The 24,985-nt window shown below is 70.6% G+C and carries 24 protein-coding genes; 5 read left to right on the plus strand and 19 right to left on the minus strand.

Annotated features, from left to right (window positions below; all coding sequences use genetic code 11):
• Positions 1 to 36: 36 nt before the first annotated feature.
• A complete protein-coding gene (locus ACFXJ5_RS20995; RefSeq protein ID WP_384632914.1) occupies positions 37 to 486 on the plus strand; it encodes a VOC family protein in 450 nt (149 codons plus the stop codon).
• A 2-nt stretch (positions 487 to 488) separates the two neighbouring features.
• Here the strand turns inward: ACFXJ5_RS20995 and ACFXJ5_RS21000 are convergent, their stop codons facing one another.
• Positions 489 to 2,531: a phosphocholine-specific phospholipase C gene (locus ACFXJ5_RS21000; protein ID WP_384632917.1), complete on the minus strand. Its 2,043-nt coding sequence runs from the start codon at positions 2,529 to 2,531 to the stop codon at positions 489 to 491.
• A 256-nt stretch (positions 2,532 to 2,787) separates the two neighbouring features.
• Here ACFXJ5_RS21000 and ACFXJ5_RS21005 point away from each other — a divergent pair, with 256 nt between their 5' ends.
• On the plus strand, positions 2,788 to 4,197 hold the full coding sequence (locus ACFXJ5_RS21005; protein ID WP_384632920.1) for a DUF2252 domain-containing protein: 1,410 nt from the start codon (positions 2,788 to 2,790) through the stop codon (positions 4,195 to 4,197).
• Here the strand turns inward: ACFXJ5_RS21005 and ACFXJ5_RS21010 are convergent.
• From ACFXJ5_RS21010 to ACFXJ5_RS21030, 5 genes are read right to left on the minus strand one after another with little or no spacing between them, the layout of a single operon-like run.
• On the minus strand, positions 4,172 to 4,786 hold the full coding sequence (locus ACFXJ5_RS21010) for a DedA family protein (protein WP_384632922.1): 615 nt from the start codon (positions 4,784 to 4,786) through the stop codon (positions 4,172 to 4,174). The two genes, ACFXJ5_RS21005 and ACFXJ5_RS21010, sit on opposite strands and share 26 nt — an antisense overlap.
• Entirely contained in the window at positions 4,783 to 5,979 is a 1,197-nt protein-coding gene (locus ACFXJ5_RS21015) for an ABC transporter ATP-binding protein (RefSeq protein WP_384632925.1), read from the minus strand. Before ACFXJ5_RS21015 ends, ACFXJ5_RS21010 begins: the two co-directional genes overlap by 4 nt.
• A 13-nt stretch (positions 5,980 to 5,992) precedes the next feature.
• Positions 5,993 to 6,826 (minus strand): carbohydrate ABC transporter permease, encoded by an 834-nt coding sequence (locus tag ACFXJ5_RS21020; protein ID WP_384632928.1) that lies wholly within the window; start codon positions 6,824 to 6,826, stop codon positions 5,993 to 5,995.
• A complete protein-coding gene (locus ACFXJ5_RS21025; protein ID WP_384632931.1) occupies positions 6,826 to 7,755 on the minus strand; it encodes a carbohydrate ABC transporter permease in 930 nt (309 codons plus the stop codon). Before ACFXJ5_RS21025 ends, ACFXJ5_RS21020 begins: the two co-directional genes overlap by 1 nt.
• Positions 7,752 to 9,026, minus strand: a complete 1,275-nt coding sequence (locus ACFXJ5_RS21030) for an ABC transporter substrate-binding protein (protein WP_384632934.1) — start codon at positions 9,024 to 9,026, stop codon at positions 7,752 to 7,754. The genes ACFXJ5_RS21025 and ACFXJ5_RS21030 overlap by 4 nt, the downstream gene beginning before the upstream one ends.
• A gap of 149 nt (positions 9,027 to 9,175) precedes the next feature.
• On the opposite strand from ACFXJ5_RS21030, the gene ACFXJ5_RS21035 reads away from it, so the two are divergent.
• Positions 9,176 to 10,378 carry an aromatic acid exporter family protein gene (locus tag ACFXJ5_RS21035; protein WP_384632937.1) on the plus strand — a complete coding sequence of 401 codons (1,203 nt, stop codon included), beginning with the start codon at positions 9,176 to 9,178 and terminating at the stop codon, positions 10,376 to 10,378.
• Positions 10,379 to 10,393: 15 nt separating this feature from the next.
• On the opposite strand, the gene ACFXJ5_RS21040 is transcribed toward ACFXJ5_RS21035, so the two are convergent.
• The 4 genes from ACFXJ5_RS21040 to ACFXJ5_RS21055 form a co-directional block, all read right to left on the minus strand.
• On the minus strand, positions 10,394 to 12,409 hold the full coding sequence (locus ACFXJ5_RS21040) for a DUF6114 domain-containing protein (RefSeq protein ID WP_384632940.1): 2,016 nt from the start codon (positions 12,407 to 12,409) through the stop codon (positions 10,394 to 10,396).
• 8 nt (positions 12,410 to 12,417) lie between these two features.
• The gene (locus tag ACFXJ5_RS21045; protein ID WP_384632943.1) at positions 12,418 to 13,053 is read right to left on the minus strand and encodes a DUF6230 family protein; all 636 of its coding nucleotides are present in this window, start codon (positions 13,051 to 13,053) and stop codon (positions 12,418 to 12,420) included.
• Between the two features lie 85 nt (positions 13,054 to 13,138).
• Positions 13,139 to 13,765 (minus strand): DUF6230 family protein, encoded by a 627-nt coding sequence (locus tag ACFXJ5_RS21050; RefSeq protein WP_384632946.1) that lies wholly within the window; start codon positions 13,763 to 13,765, stop codon positions 13,139 to 13,141.
• Between the two features lie 23 nt (positions 13,766 to 13,788).
• On the minus strand, positions 13,789 to 15,330 hold the full coding sequence (locus tag ACFXJ5_RS21055; RefSeq protein WP_384632949.1) for an ATP-dependent DNA ligase: 1,542 nt from the start codon (positions 15,328 to 15,330) through the stop codon (positions 13,789 to 13,791).
• Between the two features lie 259 nt (positions 15,331 to 15,589).
• Between ACFXJ5_RS21055 and ACFXJ5_RS21060 the strand changes: the two genes are divergently transcribed.
• Positions 15,590 to 16,357 (plus strand): DUF427 domain-containing protein, encoded by a 768-nt coding sequence (locus ACFXJ5_RS21060; protein WP_384632952.1) that lies wholly within the window; start codon positions 15,590 to 15,592, stop codon positions 16,355 to 16,357.
• On the opposite strand, the gene ACFXJ5_RS21065 is transcribed toward ACFXJ5_RS21060, so the two are convergent.
• The 7 genes from ACFXJ5_RS21065 to ACFXJ5_RS21095 form a co-directional block, all read right to left on the minus strand.
• A complete protein-coding gene (locus ACFXJ5_RS21065; RefSeq protein ID WP_384632955.1) occupies positions 16,347 to 16,700 on the minus strand; it encodes a 4Fe-4S binding protein in 354 nt (117 codons plus the stop codon). The two genes, ACFXJ5_RS21060 and ACFXJ5_RS21065, sit on opposite strands and share 11 nt — an antisense overlap.
• The gene (locus ACFXJ5_RS21070) at positions 16,697 to 18,268 is read right to left on the minus strand and encodes an FAD-dependent oxidoreductase (RefSeq protein WP_384632958.1); all 1,572 of its coding nucleotides are present in this window, start codon (positions 18,266 to 18,268) and stop codon (positions 16,697 to 16,699) included. Before ACFXJ5_RS21070 ends, ACFXJ5_RS21065 begins: the two co-directional genes overlap by 4 nt.
• Positions 18,265 to 19,605 (minus strand): LLM class flavin-dependent oxidoreductase, encoded by a 1,341-nt coding sequence (locus tag ACFXJ5_RS21075; RefSeq protein ID WP_384632961.1) that lies wholly within the window; start codon positions 19,603 to 19,605, stop codon positions 18,265 to 18,267. Before ACFXJ5_RS21075 ends, ACFXJ5_RS21070 begins: the two co-directional genes overlap by 4 nt.
• Before the next feature lie 3 nt (positions 19,606 to 19,608).
• Positions 19,609 to 20,484 carry an ABC transporter permease gene (locus tag ACFXJ5_RS21080; RefSeq protein ID WP_384632964.1) on the minus strand — a complete coding sequence of 292 codons (876 nt, stop codon included), beginning with the start codon at positions 20,482 to 20,484 and terminating at the stop codon, positions 19,609 to 19,611.
• Positions 20,481 to 21,305: an ABC transporter ATP-binding protein gene (locus ACFXJ5_RS21085; protein WP_384632967.1), complete on the minus strand. Its 825-nt coding sequence runs from the start codon at positions 21,303 to 21,305 to the stop codon at positions 20,481 to 20,483. The genes ACFXJ5_RS21080 and ACFXJ5_RS21085 overlap by 4 nt, the downstream gene beginning before the upstream one ends.
• Positions 21,306 to 21,311: 6 nt before the next feature.
• Positions 21,312 to 22,322 carry an ABC transporter substrate-binding protein gene (locus ACFXJ5_RS21090; RefSeq protein ID WP_384632970.1) on the minus strand — a complete coding sequence of 337 codons (1,011 nt, stop codon included), beginning with the start codon at positions 22,320 to 22,322 and terminating at the stop codon, positions 21,312 to 21,314.
• 121 nt (positions 22,323 to 22,443) lie between these two features.
• Positions 22,444 to 22,530 carry a putative leader peptide gene (locus ACFXJ5_RS21095; RefSeq protein WP_384633271.1) on the minus strand — a complete coding sequence of 29 codons (87 nt, stop codon included), beginning with the start codon at positions 22,528 to 22,530 and terminating at the stop codon, positions 22,444 to 22,446.
• A 150-nt stretch (positions 22,531 to 22,680) separates the two neighbouring features.
• Here ACFXJ5_RS21095 and ACFXJ5_RS21100 point away from each other — a divergent pair, with 150 nt between their 5' ends.
• A complete protein-coding gene (locus ACFXJ5_RS21100) occupies positions 22,681 to 23,496 on the plus strand; it encodes an SAM-dependent methyltransferase (RefSeq protein ID WP_384632973.1) in 816 nt (271 codons plus the stop codon).
• A 48-nt stretch (positions 23,497 to 23,544) separates the two neighbouring features.
• Here ACFXJ5_RS21100 and ACFXJ5_RS21105 read toward each other — a convergent pair whose 3' ends face one another.
• Entirely contained in the window at positions 23,545 to 24,453 is a 909-nt protein-coding gene (locus ACFXJ5_RS21105; protein ID WP_384632976.1) for a helix-turn-helix domain-containing protein, read from the minus strand.
• Between the two features lie 136 nt (positions 24,454 to 24,589).
• On the minus strand, positions 24,590 to 24,826 hold the full coding sequence (locus tag ACFXJ5_RS21110; protein WP_384632979.1) for a DUF397 domain-containing protein: 237 nt from the start codon (positions 24,824 to 24,826) through the stop codon (positions 24,590 to 24,592).
• Positions 24,827 to 24,985: the final 159 nt, after the last annotated feature.

The following is a 24,985-nucleotide window of genomic DNA, read 5'->3' on the forward strand; positions in this document are numbered from 1 at the left end:
TCGCCGACTGTCAGACTCTCACGCCACCATGGGGACATGACGGATTTCCAACTGGCCATCGACTGCGCCGACCCCGAACGGCAGGTGCGCTTCTGGGCCGGCGCTCTCGGTTACCGGCCGGAGGACCCTCCCGCCGGGGCCGCCACCTGGCGCGCGTACTGGCTCGCCATCGGCGTCCCCGAGGACGAGCTCGGCGACGGGGACTGCTGCGACTCCATCGTCGACCCGGCGGGCGCCGGCCCCCGGATCTGGTTCCAGCAGGTGCCCGAGGGCAAGACGGTGAAGAACCGGCTCCACCTCGACATCAAGACGGGCGGAAAGCGGGAGGAGGTCCCGCTTCCCGCCCGCAAGCAACGCGTGGACGCCAAGGTGGAGCACCTGATAGCCGCCGGCGCCTCCAACCCCCGCATCCTGTCCCAGCCGGGACTGGACCATTACGCGGTGACGCTGCTGGACCCCGAGGGCAACGAGTTCTGCGTCAACTAGACCTAGCCGGTGATGCTCGGTGAGCCGGTCTCGATGTGACCGGTGAAGCGGCGGGACCAGGCCGCGTCCGTGCTGACCGTGACGGTGAGGTCGTACCAGCCGTTCTGGTACGCGATGGCGTTGAAGTGGTCCGAGACGCTGCCGCCGGCCGGGACCTGGTAGGTCCAGGGGCCGTCCGTGCGGTACTGGTTGGCGGTGACGGTGAAGGTCACGGCAGCGGTGGAGGTGTTGGTGAGCTTCAGCCAGAGGGCCTGCTTGCCGGTGTCGGCCGCGGTGTCGTAGGAACTGGTGACCTCGGTGTACCTGCCCGCTGTGGTGGCGTTGCCGGTGAAGCGGCGGAGGAAGCGGTTGGGGCCGACGAGGGTGAGGTCGTACGTGCCGTCTCCGTAGCCGGTGCCGATGTTGAAGTAGTCGGAGGCGGTGCCGCCGGGGTCGACGGTGTACTGCCAGGGGACGCGGCTGCGGTAGGCGTTGGGGTGGATGGAGAGATGGACGGCGTTCTTCGCCGGTGCGCCCTGGTTGGCCATGGCGATCCAGGCCTTGATGACGCCGCCGGTGCCGAATTCGAGCCGGTCGAGGTAGCCGTTGGGCTGGTAGGGCACGGCTCGGGCCGGTTTGGTGCCCGGTTCCTGGGCGGGCAGGGCGTTGGTGGTGGGCGCCGGGTTCGGCAGCCAGGTGCAGGTGGAGATGCCGATGACCGAGGTGGAGGGGAACGCGGGGAGACCGCCGACGGGGGTGGTGAAGTCGAAGACGCCGGTGAGGTCGCCGCAGACCTTGCGGCGCCAGGCGCTGATGTTGGGGCAGGTCGCCGGTCTGCCGAGGGCGGCCGTCCAGCGCTCCAGGAAGCGGATGACGGAGGTGTGGTCGAAGACCTCGGAGTTGACCCAACCACCCCTGGTCCACGGGGAGATGACGATGAGCGGAACGCGGAAGCCGAGTCCGATGGGCTTGCCGTTGAGGTATTCGTCCGCTGTGCCGGAGGGCGGCACCGGGGGCGGGACGTGGTCGAAGTAACCGTCGTTCTCGTCGTAGTTGAGGATCAGGACGGTGGAGTCGAAGACCGTACGGTCGGCGCCCAGCGCCTGCAGCACATGGTTCACGAAGTGGGCGCCGTCGCCGGGCGGAGCGTAGGGGTGCTCGGAGAAGGCCTGGTTGGGCACGATCCAGGAGACCTGTGGCAGCGTTCCGGCCAGCACGTCCGCCTTGATGGCGGCGACGATGTCGTCGGGGGTCGAGCCGGTGGTGCTCGGCACGGAGGCCATGCCCCGGTCGTGCAGCGGCGTCCCTGCGGCGGCGCTGGTGAACTGGGTGAAGTAGGCGAGGCCGTTGTCGCCGTAGTTGTCGTTCGCGTTCTGGTAGACCTTCCAGCTCACCCCGGCGTTCTGCAGCGCCTCGGCGTACGTCTGCCAGCTCAGCCCGGACTCGTCGCCGCCGTCGTAGCTCGTGGCGTCGTTCTTCCCGCTCCACAGGAACGTACGGTTGGGGCCGGTCGCGCTCAGCGTCGAGCAGAAGTACGAGTCGCAGATCGTGTACGCGTCGGCCAGCGCGTGGTGGAACGGGATGTCGCCGCGGTCGAGGTAGCCGAGCGAGCGTACGTTGCCGACGCCGGAGACCCAGCTGTCGAGCTGGCCCTGGTTCCAGGCGGCGTGCTGCGAGCTCCAGCTGTGCGGGAGGTCGCCGTTGCACTGGGCCAGCGTCTCGGGGTCCACTCCCCCGGCCGCCGCCGTGGCGCTGAGCTTCCAGGGGTACTGGCGGCCGGAGCCGTTGGGCTGGTTGAAGACCGGATAGCCCCCGGACAGGGTGATGGCGCTGCGGTCGGCGAACCCGCGTACGCCCTTGAGGGTGCCGAAGTAGTGGTCGAAGCTGCGGTTCTCCTGCATGAGGACGACCACGTGCTTCACGTCGGCGATCGTGCCGGTCGTGGCGGCCGCTGCCTTCGTGGCCGTGGCCAGCTGTACGCCCGGGGCCACGACCGCTCCGGCGGCGGCGCCGGCCGAGAGCGCCACAAAGCCCCGGCGACTGATACCTGTACCTGTACCTGTCATCCACCCATTCCCTGTCGGCTCGACGGCAAGTCAGCGAGATCGGCCGCAATCGTGCCAGCGGACGCTGGCACGGACCAGGGGTCCGGACGGGATCAGTCGGTGAACGTCCCCTGAACGGCATGACGAGCGGCATGCCCAAAATGTGCTGATTAGACTGGATTCGCCTACTGTACGGAGCACCGAGCCGTCCTCTCCGAGGAGATCCCGTGGCCATCCTCACCGTCTGGAACTTCCGCACTCCCTCGGAGAACTGATCATGACGACACCCAGCTCCCAGCACCTCGGCCCCAGCGAGCGCGCAGCCCTCGGCAGGGCCGCCCGGGCCCACGCGCCGCGCTCCGCCCACGGCGAATTCGAGCCCCCGCCCGGCCGCCCGGACCCGGTCGACGTCATCGAGGCGCAGTCGGCGCAGCGCGTGCCGGAACTCGTGCCGATCCGCTACGGCAGGATGCTGGAGTCGCCGTTCCGCTTCTACCGGGGCGCCGCCGCGATCATGGCCGGCGACCTGGCCGCCACTCCTGTCTCCGGCATCCGCGCCCAGCTGTGCGGGGACGCCCACCTGCTGAACTTCCGGCTGCTCGCCTCGCCCGAGCGGCGCCTGGTCTTCGACATCAACGACTTCGACGAGACCCTGCCGGGCCCCTGGGAGTGGGACGTCAAGCGGCTCGCCGCCAGCCTGGTCATCGCGGCCCGAGAGAACGGCTTCACCGATGCCGAGCGGGCGGACATCGTACGGTCCACCGTGCGCTCGTACCGCGAGCGGATGCGCACGTACGCCGGCATGGGCAACCTCGACGTCTGGTACGAGCGTGCCGATGCCGAGCGGCTGACCGAGATCGCGGCCGACCAACTGCGCAGCCGGGGCCGGCGGCAGGTCTCGCGCGCCCTGGCCAAGGCCCGCAGCCGGGACACCCTCCAGGCCTTCTCCAAGCTCACCCAGGTCATCGACGGCGAGCGGATGATCGTCTCCGACCCGCCCCTGCTCGTACCGGTCCGCGAGCTGCTCCCGGACCAGGAGCGCGAGGCACTCGAGACCAGGATCCGGGACCTGCTGGACCGCTACGCCCGCACCCTCCAGTCCGACCGGCAGGCCCTGCTCGGCCAGTACCGGGTGGCCGGAATGGCCCGCAAGGTGGTCGGCGTCGGCAGCGTCGGCACCCGCTGCTGGATCGTCCTGCTGCTCGGCCGGGACGAGGAGGACCCGCTGCTCCTGCAGGCCAAGGAGGCCGGCGAGTCCGTGCTGGCCGCCCACGCGGGCGCCACCGACTACCGCACCGAGGGCGAACGGGTGGTCGCCGGGCAGCGCATGATGCAGGCCGCCAGCGACATCTTCCTGGGCTGGGAGCGGGCCGAGGGCATCGACGGCCTCCAACGCGACTTCTACGTGCGTCAGTTGCGCGACTGGAAGGGCATCGCCGAGCCTGCCTCCATGATCCCCGCCGGAATGCGTGCCTTCGGCGAGCTGTGCGGAGCCACCCTGGCCCGCGCGCACGCCCGCTCGGGCGACCGGATCGCCATCGCCGCGTACCTGGGGGGCAAGGATGTCTTCGACCGTGCCCTGGTCCGCTTCGCCGAGACCTACGCCGACCTCAACGAGCACGATCACCGGGCGCTCGGCGAGGCCGTCGTCTCCGGGCGGGTCACCGCCGCAGCAGATGCCGAATGACCAGGACGACGACCAAGGCCCCCACCACCGCGAGGATGATGAGCTGCGAGCGTGCGACGGCGCCGTAGATCGCCCCGATGTTGGCTCCGGCCGCGTAGCCGAGCCCACCCCACGTCCCGGCCCACAGCACCGCCCCGAGGACGTTGAAGGCCATGAAGCGCCGCCACGGCATGCCGACGGTGCCGGCGATGATGCCGTTGGTCTGGCGCAGTACGTCCACGAACCGCGCCCAGGTGACCACGGCCCCGCCATGCCGCCCGAAGAAGTCCTCGGCCCGCTCCAGCCGGGCGGGGGTCAGCAGCACGTACCGGCCCCAGCGGTGCACTAAGGCCCGGCCGCCGACCCGGCCGAGCAGATAGCCGAGGCTGTTTCCCACGACCGCGGCGGCGACGGCCACCGCCAGCACCCCCGCGAAGTCCAGCCGCCCGGTGCCCGCGTAGACGGCGGCCGCCACCAGGACGGTCTGCCCGGGCACCGGGATGCCTCCGTTGTCGAGGCAGACCAGGACACCGACCGCCAGGTAGCCGTAGTCCGCCAGGAGAGGTGCCAGATGCTCCAGCGGTCCCGGCAGCGGTGCCGGGGCCGTCACGGGCCGTCGCGGTCGACGATCTCGGGGTGGGTGAGGTTGACGCCGGTGGCCGGGTCGAAGATGTGCCCTTTCAGGGTGTTGAGCCACAGCTCGATCGGCTGTCCCTCCCGGGCCCGGGTCTCGGCGGAGAGCCGGGCGACGACCTGGTGGCCGGTCTCGCCGGTGTCGGTGAGGCCGGAGTCGGCGGCGAGTTCGTCCAGCTCGGAGGTGGAGGCGCGGCCGCCCGGGTCGGTGAAGTGCACGAAGACATCGGAGCCCAGCGACTCCATGACGTCCACCGTGACCGTGAAGGTGACGCCGCTGCGTGAGGGGTCGACGAGCGTGGCGTCCTCGAAGTCCTCGGGCCGGAAGCCGACGAGCAGCTCGCGCGGTGCGTTCTCCCGGGCCAGGGTCTGCCGCACCCGGTCCTGCATCGGAAGCACGCCGAGCGAGGTGGTCAGGGCGTCGTTCTCCAGGGTGGCGTGCAGGAAGTTCATCGCGGGCGAGCCGATGAAGCCGGCCACGAAGAGATTGCGCGGCTCGTCGTAGAGGTGCTGGGGCGAGCCGACCTGCTGCACGATCCCGCTCCGCAGCACCACGACCCGGTCGCCGAGGGTCATGGCCTCGGTCTGGTCGTGGGTGACGTACACGGTGGTGGTGCCCAGCCGCTGCTGCAGCCGCGAGATCTGGGTGCGCATCTGCACCCGCAGCTTGGCGTCCAGGTTGGACAGCGGCTCGTCCATGAGGAAGGCGCGCGGGTCGCGTACGATCGCGCGGCCCATCGCGACGCGCTGCCGCTGGCCGCCGGAGAGGTTGGCGGGCTTGCGGTCCAGGTGCTCGGTCAGGTCGAGGATCCGGGCCGCCTCGCCCACCTTCTCGGTGATGGTGGCCTTGTCGGCCTTGGCCAGGCGCAGGGCGAAGCCCATGTTCTCCCGCACCGTCATGTGCGGGTAGAGGGCGTAGCTCTGGAAGACCATGGCGATGTCGCGGTCCTTGGGGGCCTTGTCGTTGACGACCTCGTCGCCGATGCGCAGGGTGCCCTCGGTGATGTCCTCCAGGCCCGCGATCATGTTGAGCGTGGTGGATTTCCCGCATCCGGAGGGGCCGACGAGGATCACGAACTCACCGTCCGCGATGTGGAGGTTGACGTCCTTCACGGCGAGGGCGCCGTCGGGAAACCGCTTGGTGATGCCTTCGAGAATGATCTCGGCCACGGTGGGGGTCCTCTCAGCCCTTGACTGCCCCGGAGGTCAGTCCGGCGACGATCCTGCGCTGGAAGAGCAGTACGAACACGATGATCGGGATGGTGATGACCACAGCCGCGGCGGCGATCGACCCGGTGGGCTGCTGGAACTGCGAACTGCCGGTGAAGAAGGCGATCGCGGCCGGCACGGTGCGCGCCGAGATCGTCGAGGTCAGGGAGATCGCGAACAGGAAGTCGTTCCAGCAGAAGATGAAGACCAGGATGGCCGTGGTGAAGATGCCCGGCGCCGCCAGCGGGGCGATCACCAGCCGGAAGGCCTGGGCGGGGGTGGCACCGTCGACCTTGGCGGCCTTCTCCAGGTCCCAGGGGATCTCCCGGAAGAAGGCCGACAGGGTGTAGATCGCCAGCGGCAGCGAGAAGGTCATGTACGGGATGATCAGCCCGGGCCAGGTGTCGAACAGGCCGAGGAAGCGCTCGATGTTGAACAGCGGCGACACCAGCGAGATCGGCGGGAACATCGCGATGAGCAGCGACATGCCGATCAGGAGCTGCTTGCCGGGGAAGCGCAGCCGGGCCACCGCGTACGCGGCCATCGTGCCGAGCACCACCGCGATGACGGTGGAGATCAGCGCGATGCCGATGGAGTTGATGAGGGCGCGGGTGAACTCCGAGGTCTCGAAGATGCCCCGGTAGTTGGCCCAGGTCCACTTCTGCGGGATGAAGGAGCCGTCCGTCAGCGTGCTGGGGTCCTTGAAGGACAGCGCGGCGATCCACCACACCGGGAACAGCGCGTAGAGGACGACCAGCGTGTTGGCGACGCTCCACCCGGCGACGCGCTTGGTGTTGGCGGCGGTCATCAGCGTCCCATCTCGGAGCCGGGTGCGGCCGTGCCGAACAGCTTGATGAAGGCGAAGGCGATGATCGCGACGCAGATGAAGATCAGCACCGAGATCGCCGAGCCGATGCCCAGGTTCAGGGCCGTGAAGAGGTTGTCGTAGCCCAGGATCGACACCGATCCGGTGCTGTTGGAGCCCTGCGTCAGCACGTAGATGTTGTCGAAGATCCGGAAGGCGTCCAGGGTGCGGAAGAGCAGCGCCACCAGGATCGCCGGCTTCATCAGCGGCAGCGTGACCAGCCGGAAGCGCTGCCAGCGCGTCGCGCCGTCGACCATGGCGGCGCGCAGCGTCTCCTCGGGGACGAGGGCGAGCCCGGCCAGCAGGAGCAGCGCCATGAACGGCGTCGTCTTCCACACCTCGGCGAGGATGATGATGCCGATGGCCTTCCAGTGGTCGGTGAGCGGCGCGGTGCCGGCCGCGTCCACCAGGTACCCGGTGCCCGGTGTCCAGGCGTACTGCCAGGAGAAGGCGGCCACGACCGTGACGATGCCGTACGGGATGAGGATCGCCGTCCGCACGGTGCCACGGCCGAAGAGCGCGCGGTGCATGACGATGGCCAGGGCCATGCCGAGGGTCAGCTCGACCGCGACGGAGACGACGGTGATCAGCACCGTCACCCAGAAGGCCTCCCACCAGAACGGCGAGCTGAGCACGGCTCCGTAGTTGCTGAAGCCGACGAACGTCGCCAGTTGCGGGAAGCGCAGGTCGTAGCGCTGCAGGGACAGGTAGACGGCGTAGCCGACCGGATAGGCCGTCACGGCGAGCATGACGATGACGGCCGGGGCGCACAGTGTCCAGCCGAGCCGCCGTTCCTGGCGGGCGCCTTCGGAGAGCCGTTCGGCGGTGGCGGGAGCGGGTGCGGGTGCGGCCGGATTGTTGGTCCGAGTCACGGGATCAACCCCTTGGACTGCAGGGCGTCGCTGATCTGACGACGCATGTCGTTGACCGCGCTGACGGGTTTGATCCCGGCGGGTGGCGACAGGGTGTGGGAGATCGCGATGGAGATGTTCTGGTACGCCGGGGTCTGCGGGCGGACGCTCGCGTGCTCCAGGGCGCTGAGGATGTCGGCGGCGAACGGATAGCTGGCGATGAGCTCGGGGCTGCTGTACAGGCTGCGCAGGGTCGGCGGGAGGCCGCCCTTGAGCGCGGCGGTCATCTGGTTGTCGCGGTTGCGCAGGCACAGGGCGGCCTGGTGGGCGAGGTCCGGGTGCCTGGAGTAGGCGCCGATGGCCAGGTCGATGCCGCCGATGGTGGGCCGCGATGGCTTGTCGGCGTAGACCCGGGGGTAGGCCGCCCAGCGGAAGTGCTTGAACAGCTTGGGCTGGTTGGCCTTCATCGACGGATACACGAAGGGGTAGTTGAGTTCGAAGGCCGCGCCGCCGGACTCCATGGCGAGCCGGTTGGTGTCCTCCATCTGGTTGGCCAGCGAGGGATCGGCGGCCGGTGAGGTGGCGAGCTCGTGCATGATTCCGGCCGCCTTGACGGCGGGCGCGCCGAGCGAGGGCGCGGTGGCGCTCGCGTTGAGGATGGAGCCGCCGGCGCTCTCGATGAGCGTGTTGAACCAGACGGTGAGGCCTTCGTACTGCGCACCCTGGATCTCCACGTAGTGCGGCTTGCCGGCCTTGGCCAGGGCGCGGGAGACGTCGAGCATCTGCGCCCAGGTCGTGGGGGGCGTGGGCACCAGGTCGTCGCGGTACCAGAGCAGCTGCGTATTGGAGTTGTAGGGGACCGCGTAGAGCTTGCCCTTCCAGGTCGCTGTCTCCAGCGAGGCGGGCAGGGTGTCGTTGGTGGCCGCGGTGAGGTCGGCTCCGGCCCAGGGGCGGATCCAGCCGGCCTGGGCGAACTCGGCGGCCCAGGTGACGTCGAGACCGAGGATGTCGAGGCCCTTGTCGTGGGCGGCGAGCCTGCGGACGAGCTGCTGGCGCTGACCGTCGGCGGCGCGGGGAAGCTTGTTGTACTTGACGACGTACCGGCCGCCCGAGGCCTTGGTGCAGCTGTCGGCGGCCTGCTGGAGGGCGCCGGAGTCGTCGGGGAAGTTGTACCAGTTGAGAGAGATCCGGCCGGTCGAGGTGCTGCCGCTCCCCCCGCACGCGGTCGGTACCGACGCCAGCAGGAGGAGCGCCGCGAGGGCCAGTGGGCGCCGCATCCCACGCTTGTCCATGTCGCTCCTCCGGCCGTTGACGTCCCGCGATGTCCCGGTCACTGAATAGGGCAGAGAATCGCGGTCCTGGACGGAACCGGCCCGCGGCTCGCGCAGACGGCCGGGAAATTCACCCGCGTGGCGGACCCGGCGCTGGGAACACTCGCAGGGTGCCCGCCCTCCCCGCGGCCCTGGCCGGACTCGTCAAGCGCTCCTACCACGACCCCGTGGTGGTGCAGTCGCTGCGCTCCACCGTGGCGGGCGTCCTGGCGTACGTCGTCGCGCTGCAGCTGTCCCCGAATCCCGTACCGCTGACAGCTCCGCTAACCGCGCTGCTGGTCGTCCAGGTCACCCTGTACACCACCCTCAAGACCGGCTGGCGCAGGGTGCTCAGCGTGATCGCCGGTGTGCTGATCGCGGTGGCACTCGGCGACCTGATGGGGCTGAACTGGTGGAGCCTGGGGCTGATCATCCTGGCCTCGCTGGTGGTGGGCCACATCATCCGGGTGGACGAGTTCGTCGCCGAGGTCGCGATCAGCGGCATGCTGATCCTGGGCGTCACGAACCGCGGGGGCGAGGGCTGGGACCGGGTGCTCGAGACGGTGATCGGCGCGGTGGTCGGGGTGCTGCTCAACCTGCTGTTCGCGCCCCCGGTCTTCGTACAGCCGGCCGGCGAGGCGGTGGAGGAGCTGGCCCGGCGGCTGCGCGGGCTGCTGTTGCGCATCGGCAGGGAGCTGCGCGAGGGCGCGTCCCGTGAGCGGACCGTGTCCTGGCTGTACGAGGCGCGCAGGCTGGACAACGAGATCGCCCGCTTCGACGAGTCGCTGCGCCGCGCGGAGGAGAGCACCAAGCTCAACCCCCGCGTCCGGCGCGAGAAGGGCGCGATGACCCGGCTGATCCTGCGCAGCGGCCTGGACACCCTGGAGGTCTGCACGGTGGTGCTGCGGACGCTGTGCCGCTCGCTGGCCGACCTGTCGGAGGATCGCAGCCAACAGGAGTCGGTGTACGACGCCTCTGTCTCCGCCGTACTGGACGAGCTGCTCGCCCATATCGCCGACGCCGTCGACAGCTTCGGCCGGCTGATTACCGCCCAGGTCAGCGCAGGCGCCGAACAGGCCGAGGCCGAGCTGGAGCAGGCGCTGCACGACGGGCGCGAGGACCGGGAGCGGATCGCCGGCCTGCTGCGCGCGGAGGCCGAGATGGGCGGCGAGTGGCGCAGTTGGGAGCTGCACGGTGCCCTGCTCGCCAACATCGACCGCCTGCTGGACGAGCTGGACGTCGAGAAGCGCTCCCGCTGGCTCGCCGCCCAGCTCGATGCCGCCCGCCCCTCGCCGACCTTGGCCCGGCGGATGCGGACCCGTTTCCAGCGGTGAGGCGGGCAGGGGGCACTACGACGCCGTCTGGTGCAGACCCGGCAGCGTGAGCCGCTTGGCGCTCAGGAACTGGTTGAAGCCCAGTACATGGGTGAAGAACAGCGGGATCGGGATGGTCAGCCCCGGCGGCAGCGGTGGCGGCATGTCAGGGGTGAAGGTGACAGGGATCAGGCCTAGCAGCTTGCCGCTGAGCACCTTCGTCAGCAGCACGACGGGCTTCCCGGTGGCGGTCGTGGTGCTCCACGGGGCCGCGTCCTGCTCCAGCTCGCCCTGGCAGGACGCCCCCGGCCCGGGCGCGGACGACGGTACGAAGCCGATGCCCGGCAGCCCGATGCCCAACGGCGGGATGGCGACCCCGGGCAACCCGAAGAACGGCGGGTGGGACGTGTCGGGCAGATCTCTGGTGCAGGTCGGCGGCAGCAGCGGCGCGGTCTGCCTCAGGCTGGCGATGTCCACCCGCCAGGCGGTGAAGACCAGCACCCGCTGCGGGCCGAGCCGGGTCCGGAGCCTGGTGACGCCGTGATAGGTGAGGCCGGTCAGCACCAGCAGCGGCGTACGGATCTTGAACGGCTGCCCGGCGGTGGGGACGCGGTACTTCGCGGCGGCGCCGGACAGGCTCAGCGACACCTTCGGCAGGCACCAGGGCGAGTCATCGGCGTGATCCGGGTCGCCGATGCTGATGTCCAGCGGCAGCGGCTGGAGCGATCGGTCCATGCCGCCGTCGGCGGGCAGCTTCGGCAGCGACAGCCGCAGCGGGCCGACGGCGAGGGTGCTGCTGTCGTGATCGTCGTCGTCGTGGTCGTCGTCGTGGCCGTGTTCGTGGTCGTCTTCGTCGTGGTGGCCGTGTTCGTGCTCCGGCCGGCCGTGCCGGGGCTCGGCGTGCCGTGGTGCGGGGGCGGTCCCGTGGGAGGGCGCAGGCTGGTGCGCCGGTGCCCTGCGGGGCGCGGCCGACGGGGCGGAGGGCGCCGTGGACGGCTCGTGCGGGTGCAGGCCGAGCAGGCCGGTGACGGCGCCGAGGAAGCCGCCGCCGTGGCTGGGCGCAGGGGACGGGGCGTGGTGCTCGGCCGGGGCGTGGTGCTCGGCCGGGGCGTGGTGCTCGGCCGGGACGTGGTGCTCGGCCGGGACGTTGCGCCGTTGAGGGTACGGAGCCGTCCGGTGCCGTGTGCGCTGCCCCGGCAGGGTCGCGTCCAGGTTGCTGTGCAGGCCGAGGGGGCCGTCGAGCCCGGCGTGCAGGCCGTCCTCGTGCGGATTGCCGTGGCCGTGCCCCTTGGCCTCCATCAGGCCGTTGAGCAGGGAGCAGACACCGGCCTGCGACTGGGTGTGGCGGTCGGACCTGGGGACCGGTGCGATGCTGGGCAGTACGGCCATCGACTGCGGCACCATCGGCTGCAGCCCGCCCGCCAGCAGCGCTCCCCCGGCGGGCAGAGCACCGATGGCCCGCATCCTGAGGCTCCGCGCGGTGAACGTCGCCTCGCCCGTGGCGTCCTTCGCGGGCCTGGCCGGCCTTGCGGGCTTGGCCGGTCTGGCGGGCTTGGCCGGTCTGGCGGGCTTGGCCGGTCTGGCGGGCTTCGCCGGCTCCTCGGCCTCCTCCGCTTCCTCTGGCTCCCGGTGCTTCTCCGGGCCGCCACCGCCCGCACCGCTCCAGTCCGGCACCGGCTGCTCGAGCCTGGGGGGTCCGTCCGAGATCCAGCTGAGCGCCATGGCGCCGCCGATGATCCCGAGGAGGAAGCCGATCACGAAGCCGCCGAAGTTGGAGAGCACCAGGGAGGCCACCGAGAAGATCAGCGTGGCGATCCCGGCGAAGACCCGGTGCCCCGGGGAGAACCACATGGTGAGCCCGAGGATCACCATGAAGACGCCCATCAGCTCGCCGGACACACCGGCGATGCCCTCGTGCACCAGTAGGGCGAGCGGTGCCAGCGGGATGGAGAGGATCTCCACGCCCGCCAGCAGCGTCCACACCCCGGCCCAGAAGGGGCGGCTGCGCCGCCAGTCCCGGAATTTCCTTCGTACGTTGCCCGGCTTTCCCATGCCTGCCTTCAGTAGCACGAGTGGTCGCCGGTCTGCACGGTCAGGTGCAGTCCGGGCAGCCGGAACGTGGCGGCGCTGACCGAGCGGGTGCCCTGCCGCAGTCGGTCGATCTTGACGTTGTCGGCCTGCTCGCCGAAGGCGCCCGGAGAGCCCTGCACTCCGGGCACTCCCTGAAGCGTCGAGGCGTCCTGACCGATGTTGATGTTCTGGAAGACGGCGTCACCCCTCAGGTCGTGGGCGTCGACGACCAGGCGGTCGGCGTGCGCCGGGGGGCCACCGGTGCCGGAGGTCAGCCGCAGGGTGACGGCGCCGACCACCGGGAAGTCCTGGACCACGGACTGGCACAGGTTGTACAGGTCGGCCGACCTGATGCCGGAGAGTGCCTCCGGGTAGCTCGCGGCCTTGCCCCGGTCCAGCACGCCGTACTGGACGAAGCCGTGACCGTCGAGGGTGTCGGCGGAGATCTGGAAACTCCTCCCGGACACGATGAAGGAGTTGGCGGAGACCCCGAACGAGGCGGCCAGCGCACCACTGACGGTCGCCGAGAACACGGCGGCGGACACCGCGAGGGTCGGCACCATGACCAGGATCAGGCGCTTCCAGCGGGTGCGGCCCGGCACACGGGCGTGAGAGGCGGATTGCACACCTTCCCAACGTCGGAAAGGCTGACCGGTCACCGACCGTGGCGCTTGATCACTCCGTCGGAGCACTCCCGGGTCGGATGCGGGCTCAGAAGCAGGGCTTGGTGCCCTTCTTCACGGTGAGATGCAGCCCGGAGAGCCGGAAGCTGTCCGCACTGATCGAGCGCGTCTGCTGCCTGAGGTGATCGATGGTGATCTTCTCGGCCTGCTGCCCGACGACACCCTGGGGGCCGTTCTTGACCCCGCTGAGGGTCGAGGCGTCCTGGCCCATGGTCACGTTGGTGAACAGCGCGTCACCGCTCAGGTCGTCGGTGTCCACCACGAGCCGGCTGGCGCGCACGGGCTTGCCGCCGCCACCCGCCTTGATCAGCAGCGTCACATCGCCGAAGCCCGGCACATGGGTGACCACGGACTGGCACAGGTTGTGCAGGTCGGCCGACTTGATGCCGGACGCGCCTTCCGGGTAGCGGCCCTTGGTGGTGCGGTCCACCACCACGTACTGGGTGAACTGCGTGCCTTCGAGCCGGTCGGCGGCGACCTGGATCTGCTGCCCCGACAGGGACGCGGCCTGCGCGGATATGGCGAGCGACACCGGTACGAGACCGGTGGCGATTCCTACCACCACTACGCCGGAGAGCAGCAGGGTCGGGACCAGCACGATGGCCGTCAGGGTCCAGCTCGTACGGCCGTGGGGTTTGTCCTGGGGCGTACTCACGCCCTCATCGCAACATCGCCCGGTCAGGTCGGCAACCGGAGGGCGAGCACCGCCTCGACGGTGTCGGCCTCGGCGGCGGTCTTGTCCTCGCGGTAGCGCAGTACGCGGGCGAAGCGGAGCGTGACGCCCTCCGGATAGCGCGGGGAGCGCTGGACCCCGTCGAAGGCGATCTCCACGACCAGCTCGGGGCGTACGGTGACGACCCAGCCGTCGTCGCTGACGGCCAGCTCCTGGAGGCGCTCGGTCTGCCAGCTGAGCATGGCGTCGGTGAGTCCCTTGAAGGTCTTGCCGAGCATGGCGAAGGTGCCGTCGGGGCGGCGGGCGCCCAGGTGGAGGTTGGAGAGCTTGCCGGTACGCCGTCCGTGGCCCCACTCGACGGCGAGGACCACCAGGTCGAGGGTGTGCACCGGCTTGACCTTCAGCCAGGACGCGCCCCGGCGGCCCGCGCTGTAGGGGGCGTCCAGGGCCTTGACGACGACCCCTTCGTGGCCCCGGGCGAGGGTCTCGGCGGTGAAGTCGCGGGCGGCGGCCCGGGTCGGCTCGTCCTGCGGGTCGGCGGCGACCAGACGGCGTACGCGCTGCGGCTCGGGGACGATCCGGTCCAGCTCGGCGTGGCGGTCGGCGGTGGACAGGGCGAGCAGATCGCGGCCCTCGACCGAGAGCACGTCGAAGAAGACCGGCGACAGCGGCACCGTGGCCCGGGCCCCGGCGACGTCCAGCCTCGACGCGGTGCGCCCGGCGACCTCCTGGAAGGGGCGCGGCCGCCCGTCGGGACCCAGGGCGATGACCTCGCCGTCCAGAACGGCCCGCTCGGCGGCCAGCTCCCGTACGGCGGTGGTCACTTCGGGCAGCCGGTCGGTGATGTCGTCGAGGGTGCGGGTGTAGAGGCGTACGGAGTCGCCGTCCTTGTGGGCCTGGACGCGGATGCCGTCGAGCTTCTCCTCGACCACGCAGGGGCCGAGCTTGTCGAGGGCCTCGTCGACATCCTTGGCGGTGTGGGCGAGCATCGGCTGCACCGGGCGGCCCACTTCGAGCCTGTAGTCGGCGAGCGCTTCGGGGCCCCGGTCGAGCAGGGCCTCCGCGACGGTGCCCAGGGAGCCGCTGAGCATCACCGCCCGGCGTACGTCGGCCGGGTTGGCGCCCGCCGCGACCGCCAAGGCCTCGGCGGCGAGGGCGTCCAGGGCGCCCTGGCGGACCTCGCCGCTGATCAGCGCGATGAGGAAGCCCTGCTCCTCCTCGGTGGCGGCGGCCATCAGCTCGTGCAGCAGCCGCTTGCGCTCGGCCTGGGCGCCCTTGCCGGCCACCGCCGCGATGCGGTCCAGGGTCTTGTGGACCTCGAGGACGACCAGGCTCGGGGTGTCGGCCGGGGGTACGCGGTCGCTGAGCGCCCGCCAGCCGATTCCGGTACGGCGCTGCGGCAGCCGCCCGGCGAGATAGGTGATCACGGTGGGCGCCTCGGCGGGCTCCGTACCCCGGAACAGCTCGGCGAGCAGCGCGGTCTTCTTCGACCGCGCCGAGATGGCGGCGACCTCGCGGGAGGTCCGGGCGACTTCGGCCAGCAGCATGCTTCCATCCTGACGCGGTCCGCTCGACTTGGCCCGGACGTGCCTAAGAGGCCGCGCGAATAGGTGGGGTGGAGGAAGGAGCGGGTCGAGGGCCGAGTCTGGCAAGGCGGAGGAGAGAGGCGACGCGATGGGGGTCCCCCCTGCTCGAGCGGAGCCGAGAGCTTGGGGGAGTCGTCGACCGACGACAACGCCGCCAGGCGAGAGCCATCGGCACGCGACGCCGCCCCACCTATTCGCGCGGCCTCTAAGCTTGGAAACCGTGGCTGACATCCGATGGGAACCCAGCGAGCGCTGGGTGCGAGGCACCAAGGACGGCATCACCGTCGTCGACAGCCGACGGCCCCTGCTGGTGTGGGAGCCGGGCCGGCCGGTGCCGGGGTATGCCTTCCCCGAGCAGGACGTACGTACTGATCTGCTGCGGAAGGCCGAGCGGCCGCCGCCGACCGGCAGGCACGCCGGAGCCGGCGTCTTCTACGACCTCGCGTACGAAGGCGTCAGCGTGGGCAACGCGGCCTGGACCTACCCCGGCGAGGAACTGGCCGGGCACATCGCCTTCGAGTGGTTCGGCCGGAAGGTGCTGGACCACTGGTACGAGGAGGAGGAAGAGATCTTCGTCCACCCCCGCGACCCGCACAAACGCGTGGACGCGATCCGCAGCGGCAGGCACGTGCGGGTGGAGATCGGCGGCACGCTGGTCGCCGAGACGCGCAGGCCGGTACTGCTCTTCGAGACCGGGCTGCCCACGCGCTACTACATCCCGCGCGAGGACGTCCGCTTCGATCTGCTGACGCCCACCGGGCTGCGGACCGGGTGCCCGTACAAGGGCACGGCGCAGTACTGGTCGTGGTCGGGCGGCGGGGAGACGGCGGTCCCGGCGAATGTGGCCTGGAGTTACGCCGAGCCGCTCCCCGCCGTCGGCGGCATCGCCGGTCATGTGGCGTTCTACAACGAGGCCGTTGACATCGTCGTCGACGGGGAGCGGCCGACGCGCCCGGTGACCGTTTTCAGCGAGCGCCTCAGGACGTGATCGGCTTGACCCCGCTCCCCGGCGGGCCGAGCGACGGGCCGACGGCGCGCAGCGAGCCGGGAGTACGTCCCTGGCCCCAGCCGATCTTCTCGCGGTAGCTGCCGAGGAGACCGGCTTCGGTGAGCCGGGTCTCGTCCTGGGTGTGGGGCTGGGGGTGGGTGTGGGGTGCGACGAAGAGGGCGTCGACCGGGCAGTTGGCCTCGCACTGGAAGCAGGTCTGGCAGTCCTCCTGACGGGCGATCAGGGGGATTCCGTCGGTTCCGGTGTCGAAGACGTTGGTCGGGCAGACCTTGACGCACTTGTCGCAGGCGATGCAGCGCTCGGCGGAGACCAGTTCGATCACGAGGCCACCGCCGTCCAGACCTTGTCGAGGCCTCCGGTGGTGATCCGGTGGTGCTGGGCGGGGTCCTGCTCGGGGAAGTCGAGGCGCCTGGCCATGCCACGGGTCTCGGTGCGGGCCAGGGCGGAGGCGTACATCCAGCGGGCGTGAGCGGTCATGGCCGCCGCCTGACGGGCGCGGACCAGGTCGCCGCCCGTGGCGTGGAGTCCGGCGCGCAGCCGCGCCCAGGTTTCGTCGAGGGTGCGGAGGGCGTCGGTGAGGCGGTCGCCGTGGCGGAGGTAGTTCTTGTCGTACGGGAGGACTTCGCCTCGTACGGTGCTGATGATGTCGCGGTGGCCGTCGGCCGGGCCGGGCGTACCGGTCGGGCGGATGCCTGCGCCGCCCGCGCCGGCGAGGCGCCGGTCGGCGGTGTGGCCGCCCAGGGTGCGGGCGTGGGCGGCGGCGGCGCGGCCGGCCCAGGTGCCGGACGAGATGGCCCAGGCGGCGTTGTGGCTGCCGCCCCCGGTGAAGCCGCCGCAGATCAGCTCACGGGTGGCGGCGTCCCCGGCGGCGTACAGGCCGGGGACGGTGGTGGAGCAGTCGTCGCCGGCGATGCGGATGCCGCCGGTGCCGCGGACGGTGCCCTCGGCGAGGAGGGTGACGGCGAAGCGGTCGGTGAAGGGGTTGATGCCGAGCCGGTCGAAGGTGAGGAAGAAGTTGGGCTGGGCGAGCCGCATGGCTGCTTGGGCGGGCGCGTCGGCGAGGTCGAGGCGGCAGTGGACCTTCTCGCCGTCCAGGAGGGTGCGGGCGATGACGGAGCGGCCGCTCTGGCTGCCGGCGCCCTCCAGGACGGAGCCGTCGGCGCGGTAGAAGGTGGCGTAGTTGTAGAAGGCGGTCTTGGTGACCGAGGTGCCCTCGGGCGCGATGCCGTAGGCGTTGGAGAACTCCATGCCGCTCAGCTCGGCGCCGGTCTCGGCGGCGAGCAGGGCGCCGTCCCCGGTGTTGGTGTTGGTGCCGAGCGCCCCGCTGAGGAAGGCGCAGCCGCCGGTGGCGAGCACCACGGCCCCGGCGCGCACCCGGTAGCCGTGGCCCGCCTGGCTACGGTGGCCGGCGGCGCCCGCGACGGCGCCGGTGTCGTCGGTGAGCAGCTCGGTCACCGGGCTGTGGTCGAGGATGCGGACGCCGGCCCGCCGGACGCGGACCCGCATGCGCCGCATGTACTCCGGGCCCTGGAGGCCGTTGCGGAGCTGGAGCCCGTCGGGGCCGGTGGGGAAGGGGTAGCGGGCGGTGCCTTCGGCGAGTTCGTTGACGCCCTCGTACGTCTGGTCCAGGACGCGGGCCATCCAGCGGCGGTCGGCGAGGTAGCCGCCGAGTGCTTCGCGGCTGGCCATGGCGGCCTCGCGGGCGGCGGGCTCGGGCGGTACGTACCAGACGCCGGTGCCGGCGGAGGCGGTGGCGCCGCTGGTGCCGCAGTAGCCCTTGTCGGCGAGGACGACGCGGGCCCCGGCCTGGGCGGCCTTGAGGGCGGCCCAGGCCGCGGCGGGGCCGCCGCCGGCGACGAACACGTCGGTGTCGAGGTCCAGGCCGGTCATGCGTGCTCCTTCAGGGCCGCGGCCGCCAGGCGGTTGGCGGGGCGCGGCAGGCCGTAGTGCTCGCGGAGGGTGCGGCCGGTGTACTCCGTACGGAACAGGCCCCGGTCCTGGAGGATCGGCACGACGTGGTCGACGAAGTCCTCCAGGCCGCCCGGGAGGTGGGGCGGCATGATGTTGAAGCCGTCGGCGGCGCCCTGGGTGAACCACTCCTCCAGCTGATCGGCGATCTGCTCGGGGGTGCCGGCGAAGACGCGGTGGCCGCGGCCGCCGCCGAGCCGGGCGATGAGCTCGCGGAGGTTGAGGCCGTCACGGCGGGCAAGCTCGGCGACCAGGGTGAAGCGGGACTTGTTGCCGTTGATGTCGCGTTCCTCGGGCAGTTCGGGGAGCGGTCCGTCCAGCGGCAGTCCGGCGAGGTCGACGCCGAGCATGGTGGACAGCTGGGCGAGGCCGTACTCCGGGATCTGGAGCGCGGTCAGCTCATCCTCCAGGGCGTGGGCCTCGGCTTCGGTGGAGCCGATGACGGGGCAGATGCCGGGGAGGATCTTTAGGTCCTCGGGGGCGCGGCCGTAGCGGGGCAGGCGTGACTTGAGGTCCTTGTAGAAGGCCTGGCCGTCGGCGAGGGTCTGCTGCGCGGTGAAGACCGCCTCGGCGTGCTGGGCGGCGAACTCCTTGCCGTCCTCGGAGGATCCGGCCTGGACGAGCAGCGGGTAGCCCTGTGGTGAGCGCTGTACGTTGAGCGGGCCCTGGACGCGGAAGTGCTCCCCGGCGTGGTCGATGGCCCGGACCTTGCCGGCGTCGGCGTAGATGCCGCGCTCGCGGTCGACGACCGGGGCGTCGTCCTCCCAGCTGTCCCACAGCTTGGTCGCGACGTCGACGAACTCCCGGGCGCGGTCGTAGCGGGCGCTGTGCTCGGGGTGCTCGGCGAGGCCGAAGTTGCGGGCCTCGTTGACGCTGCCGGAGGTGACGATGTTCCAGCCGGCCCGGCCGCCGCTGATGTGGTCGAGGGAGGCGAACTTCCGGGCCACGTGGAAGGGCTCGTTGAAGGTCGTCGACACGGTGGCGATCAGGCCGATACGTGAGGTGACGGCGGCCAGCGCGGACAGCAGGGTGAGCGGTTCGAAGCCGCCGAGCACGTTGTAGCGGACCTGGCCCCACAGGGCGAGGCCGTCGGCCAGGAAGACCGAGTCGAGCTTGCCGCGCTCGGCGGTCCTGGCCAGCTCCTGGAAGTAGGTCAGGTCAGTGGCCCGCTCCGGCCGGGTCCGGGGGTGGCGCCAGGCGGCGTCATGGTGGCCCGCGTTCATCAGGAAGGCGTTGAGGTGGAACTCTCTTGTGGTCATGCGTCAGTTCCCCTCCGGGACACGCCAGGCGGTGAAGCGCCGCTCCAGGGCTACCAGGAGCTGGTTGAAGAGCACGCCCACCGCGGAGATGGTGATGATCCCCGCGTACATCTGCGGGATGGCGAAATTGAACTGCGAGGCGTTGACGAGATAGCCCAGTCCGGCCTTGGCGCCGACCATCTCCGCCGCGACGAGGACGAGGATGGACACCGCTCCGGCCAGCCGTATGCCGGTGAAGACCACCGGCACGGAAGCGGGCAGGATGACCTTCTGGAACAGCCGGGGCGCCGACAGGTTCATGGACCTGGCCAGCCTGAGCAGTGTGGGGTCGACGTTGCGGACGGCGCTGATGGTGTTGAGCAGGATCGGCCACAGGCACGCGTACAGCACGATGGAGATCTTCGAGGTCTCCCCGATGCCCAGGATGAGGACGAAGACCGGCAGCAGCGCCAGGGCGGCGGTGTTGCGGAACACCTCCAGGAGCGGGCTGAGCAGGTCCGCGACCGGCCGGTACCAGCCGATCAGCAGGCCCAGCGGGACGGCGATCGTCACGGCGAGCGCGAAGCCGCTGAGCGAACGCACCAGGCTGGCCTGGAGGTTGGTGGCGAGCTGGCCGTTGACCGCCAGCTCCCACCAGGCGCGGGCGACCTCGGAGAACGGCGGCAGGAAGGTCGAGTCGACCAGCCCGAGCCGGGGCGCCGCCTCCCACAGCCCGAGCAGGGCGGCCACCGCCACGGACTTGGTGGCGGCCGCAAGCAGCAGTCCGGGCACCCGGTAGGCCAGCCGCCGTACGGCTCCCGGGGGCGTCGTCGGCCGGTCGGCGACGACCTGCCTGGGCACGACGGCAGCCGTCACCTTGACTTCGACGTCGCTGCTCATACCGACGCCACCTCCTTCTCCAGCCGCTGGGCGCGGGCTACCTCGTCGTGGAGCAGGTCCCAGATCTCGTGCCGGTAGTGCGCGAACTCGGGGCTGGACCGCAGGTCCGCCACCTCCGTACGGGACCCGAGGTCGACGGGGACCACCCGCTTGACCCTGCCCGGGCGGGAGGTGAGGACGGCGACGCGCTGCCCGAGGTAGACGGCCTCCTCGATGCTGTGGGTGATGAAGACGACGGTCTTGCCGGTGCGCTGCCAGATCCGCAGCAGCTCGTCCTGCAGCGATTCGCGGGTCTGGGCGTCCAGCGCCGCGAAGGGCTCGTCCATCAGCAGCACGTCCGGGTCGTAGGCGAGGCTGCGGGCGATGGCGACCCGCTGCTTCATGCCGCCGGACAGCTCGTGGGGGTGCCGGTCCTCGAAGCCGGTCAGGCCGACCAGGTCGAGGAAGTCCCGGGCCCGGGCGGCCCGTTCGCGGCGCGGGACGCCGGTGGCCTCGAGTCCGAACTCGACGTTGCCCTGGGCGGTGCGCCAGGGCAGCAGCGCGTACTGCTGGAAGACGATGCCCCGGTCCAGGCCCGGCCCGGTGACGGGCTTGCCGTCCAGCAGGATCTCGCCGGCGCTGGGCTTGGTGAGGCCGCCGAGGAGGTCCAGGAGGGTGGACTTGCCGCAGCCGCTGGGCCCTACGAGGACGGTGAACTCACCGGCCGCGATGTCCAGGTCGACCCGTTCGACGGCGACGAAGTCGGTGCGGGCGCGCGACCTCTTCCGGTCGCGCACCGGGAAGGTCTTGCTGACGCCGCGGAAGCTGATCTGCGCGGTCACCGCTGCTCAACTCCCGTACTTGTTGTACTGGTTGGTGTAGAGGTCGGAGACCTTTACCTGACCCTTCTTGATGTCTCCGTGCGAGGTCAGCCAGTCCGTCCACAGCGAGAAGTCCTTCTCGGTGATCTGGCCGCCGGTGTTGGTGACGCCGTACGACCGCCAGTACTTGAGGGCGTCCGCGCTCTCGTCACGCTTGCGCTTCTTGACGATCCGGGTGAAGCGGTCGACGACCTCGTCGCGCGGGGTCTTGCGGGACCATTCGATGGCCTTGGCGACGCCGGTGACGAAGGTCTGCACGGTGGTCGGATTGCGCTGGAGGAACTTCTCCGTGAAGACGTAGGTCCCGGCGGTGAAGGCCCCGAGCAGCTGGTAGTCGGTGAACAGCGGCCGGATGCCGCCGCGTGCGAGCGCCGTGTCGCGGAGGATGCCGCCGAGCACCCCGACCTCGATCTGCTTCTGCCGCAGCGACTGCTCGGTGTTGACCGGCGGCACGACCAGCGGCTCGACCTTGCCGATCTCCGCTGCGGTCAGGCCGTTGCGCTGGAGGTAGATGTCGAGCAGGGCCTCCGAGTGGGCGCCCAGGGTGTTCATGCCGATCTTCTTGCCGATCAGGTCGCGCGCCGAGTGGACCGTGCTGTTGTTCAGCACGTAGTAGCCGCTGTACGCGTACTTGTCGACGCCGTAGTAGCCGATGACGGCCTTGACCGGGGCGCCGGCGGCGACGAGTTTGACCACCGCGCCGTTGAAAGCGCCGCCGAAGTCGGTCTGGCCGGTGGCGGCGGACTGGATGTCCTGGGGGCCGCTGATGGTGTTGCCGACCCAGTCGAGCTTCAGGTCGCCCAGATAGCCGAGGTCGTGGGCGAGTTCGGGCGGGGTGACGGCGCCGACCGAGCCCTGGTACCGGAGGGTCTTGGTCTCCGATCCACCGCCCGCCGAGGCTGTCGCCCGGCCGCAGCCCGCCGCCGCGGCTGCCGCTCCGGTCAGGATCAGGAAGTTACGTCTGGACACGGGGCTCATGGACAGTCCTTTGCGCAGGCGGGGATGAGGAAGCACGTGATGGAGCGGTGGGAGACGCGCACGGCGGGCGCGCTGCGCGCGCCGGGCAGGAGTGAGCTCGAGGTCGGCCGGACAGGGCCGCCTAGCGGCGGACGGCGTCACAGAGCGCGCTGGCGTCACGTCGCAGATCGACGTGGAGGCGCTCGACGAGAATGTCGGATTGGCTCACGCCTGTGAGGGTTTCACCGGCCCCCGACCCGGTCAATGAATGTTTTCCCGGTGGAAGAAACCCCCGGTTCCGCGGCCGGACTTGCCCCTAGAATGGGATTCCGCGATCACCTCCGGCGTACGGGGCGCAGGAGGGCCTGTGAGGGGTCGGATGAGCCAGAGCAGTGAGCCGTTGTCCACCGCGATCGACATCAGCGTCCCGAGTGTGGCCCGGATGTACGACTACCTCCTCGGCGGCAAGGACAACTACGCCGTCGACCGCGAGGCGTCGGAGGAGCTGCTCAAGGTCGTACCGAGCACCAAGGAACTCGCCGTCAACAACCGCAGGTTCCTGCAGCGCGTCGTGGCGCGGCTCGCGCAGGACCACGGTATCCGGCAGTTCCTCGACCACGGATCCGGCCTGCCGACGCAGGACAATGTGCACCAGGTCTCCCAGCGCGTGGACCCGTCCTCGCGGGTGGTCTACGTCGACAACGACCCGATCGTGCTGGCACACGGCCGCGCGCTCCTGGAGGAGAACGAGAACACCGCCGTCATCCAGGCGGACTTCCGCGACACGGACGGGATCTTCGGCCACCCGGAGGTCCAGCGACTGATCGACTTCGACCAGCCGGTCGCCGCGCTGTTCGTCTCGGTGATGCACTGCATTCCCGACTCCGACGACCCGGCCGGATTGGTCAGGCGGGTCGCCGAGCGCCTCGCGCCGGGCAGCTTCCTCGTGGTCTGCCAGCTGGTCAGCGAGGACAAGGCGGTACGGGACTTCGTCACCGAGTTCATGGACGCCAGCACCCAGGGGAACTGGGGTCGGGTGCGCCAGGAGCAGGACGTGGCCGGGTTCCTCGACGGTCTGGAGATCCTGGAGCCGGGCCTGATGGAGGTCTCGACCTGGCGGCCGGACAACGACCTGGCGCCCAAGCAGGCCACGCAGGAGTGGATCGAGTTCGGCGGCGTCGCCCGCAAGCCCTGACGCCGCCTCCTCCTCTGCCCTGTGTCCTTCTGTCCTGGCTGTCCTGCGCTACTTCAGCTGCTCAAGGATCTCGCGGAGGAACCGGGGCGTCCTTCCGGGCGGCTCGGCCTCCGCGCACAACCGGTCCATGACCGCAAGGTAGTTGTCGACGTCGTCCATCTTGTCCAGGTAGAGCGCGCTGGTGAGCTGCTCCAGGTAGACGATGTCCGGCAGGTCGGGTTCCTGGAAGCGCAGGATCGTGATCGGGCCGCCGGCCGCGGCGAGCCCGCCGACGCTGAAGGGCGCGATCTGCAGCGTCACATTGGGCAGAGCGGCCACCTCGATCAGATGCTCCAGCTGAGCGCGCATCACATCGGTCCCGCCGAGCGGGCGGCGCAGCGCCGCCTCGTCCATGACCGCCCACACCCTTGGCGCCTCGGGTGCGCCGAGCAGCTTCTGCCGGGCCATCCGCAGCGCCACCCGCCGCTCGATCTCGACCCCGGAGGCCCGGGGGTGGCCGAGCCGGGTGACCGCGCGGGCGTAGTCCTCGGTCTGCAGCAGGCCGGGCACGAACTGGACCTCGTACGTACGGATGACGGACGCGGCCTCTTCCAGGCCGAGCAGCGTCTCGAACCAGGCCGGCAGGACATCGCCGAAGCGCTGCCACCAACCGGGCGTGCTGGCCTGCCGGGCGAGGGCGAGGAAGTCCGCCCGCTCGGTCTCGTCGAGGACGCCGTAGAGGGTGAGCAGGTCGGCGACGTCACGGTCCTTGTAGCCGACGCGACCCAGCTCGAGGCGGCTGATCTTCGCGTGGGAAGCACGGATCGCTTCCCCGGCCGCCTCGCGGCTGATCCCGCACGACTCGCGCAGCCTGCGCAGTTGCGTGCCCAGCACGATACGCAGGACCGTCGGCCCGCCGCGCGGGTATGCGAGATAGCTCTTTATCGACGGTTGGCTGCTCGGCCGCGTCGCGGTCATGCCGGCTCCCGTGAGTAACTGGACGAGCACCCAGCATCCCACCGAGGGGCGCTTGAGTACAGTCGCGCGCCCTTGGCGTGCCACGGCGGAAACCGACTGGGCGTGGAGCGGCAGGTGAGTGCGGGCTGAGCCGCCGTCAGCCGGCCATGTCGTCGAACTCGCCGTCCTTGGCGCCTCCGACGAACGCCGCGATCTCCTCGCGGGTGTAGATGAGGGCCGGGCCCTCGGGGTGACGGGAGTTGCGCACCGCGAAGCCTCCGCCCGGCAGCGCCGCGAGCTCCACGCAGTTGCCGCTCGGGTTGCTGCGGGCGCTCTTCCTCCAGACCACGCCCTCGATGTCGGTGGCCCGTACGCCGTTCTCGAACTCCTGCATGATTGCTCCTCCTTGCCTCGTGCACGTGCATCTGTACTTGCAGCTGTAAGTGCAGCTGCACTTACGACTGTAATTGCAGATGTGCTTGCACGGGTAGGGATTGGACCGGGATAGTGGATCCCGCAGAACACACCGTGCCGCCCGCCCGACAGCTCTGCG

Source organism: Streptomyces sp. NPDC059373 (assembly GCF_042751495.1).
GTDB lineage: Bacteria > Actinomycetota > Actinomycetes > Streptomycetales > Streptomycetaceae > Actinacidiphila.

Coding starts and splice junctions, on each gene's coding strand:
- ACFXJ5_RS20995 (WP_384632914.1), top strand. CDS start 37: ATGACGGATTTCCAACTGGCCATCGACTGCGCCGACCCCGAACGGCAG.
- ACFXJ5_RS21000 (WP_384632917.1), bottom strand. CDS start 2,531: ATGACAGGTACAGGTACAGGTATCAGTCGCCGGGGCTTTGTGGCGCTC.
- ACFXJ5_RS21005 (WP_384632920.1), top strand. CDS start 2,788: ATGACGACACCCAGCTCCCAGCACCTCGGCCCCAGCGAGCGCGCAGCC.
- ACFXJ5_RS21020 (WP_384632928.1), bottom strand. CDS start 6,826: ATGACCGCCGCCAACACCAAGCGCGTCGCCGGGTGGAGCGTCGCCAAC.
- ACFXJ5_RS21030 (WP_384632934.1), bottom strand. CDS start 9,026: ATGGACAAGCGTGGGATGCGGCGCCCACTGGCCCTCGCGGCGCTCCTC.
- ACFXJ5_RS21040 (WP_384632940.1), bottom strand. CDS start 12,409: ATGGGAAAGCCGGGCAACGTACGAAGGAAATTCCGGGACTGGCGGCGC.
- ACFXJ5_RS21055 (WP_384632949.1), bottom strand. CDS start 15,330: ATGCTGCTGGCCGAAGTCGCCCGGACCTCCCGCGAGGTCGCCGCCATC.
- ACFXJ5_RS21070 (WP_384632958.1), bottom strand. CDS start 18,268: ATGACCGGCCTGGACCTCGACACCGACGTGTTCGTCGCCGGCGGCGGC.
- ACFXJ5_RS21075 (WP_384632961.1), bottom strand. CDS start 19,605: ATGACCACAAGAGAGTTCCACCTCAACGCCTTCCTGATGAACGCGGGC.
- ACFXJ5_RS21080 (WP_384632964.1), bottom strand. CDS start 20,484: ATGAGCAGCGACGTCGAAGTCAAGGTGACGGCTGCCGTCGTGCCCAGG.
- ACFXJ5_RS21090 (WP_384632970.1), bottom strand. CDS start 22,322: ATGAGCCCCGTGTCCAGACGTAACTTCCTGATCCTGACCGGAGCGGCA.
- ACFXJ5_RS21100 (WP_384632973.1), top strand. CDS start 22,681: ATGAGCCAGAGCAGTGAGCCGTTGTCCACCGCGATCGACATCAGCGTC.
- ACFXJ5_RS21105 (WP_384632976.1), bottom strand. CDS start 24,453: ATGACCGCGACGCGGCCGAGCAGCCAACCGTCGATAAAGAGCTATCTC.
- ACFXJ5_RS21110 (WP_384632979.1), bottom strand. CDS start 24,826: ATGCAGGAGTTCGAGAACGGCGTACGGGCCACCGACATCGAGGGCGTG.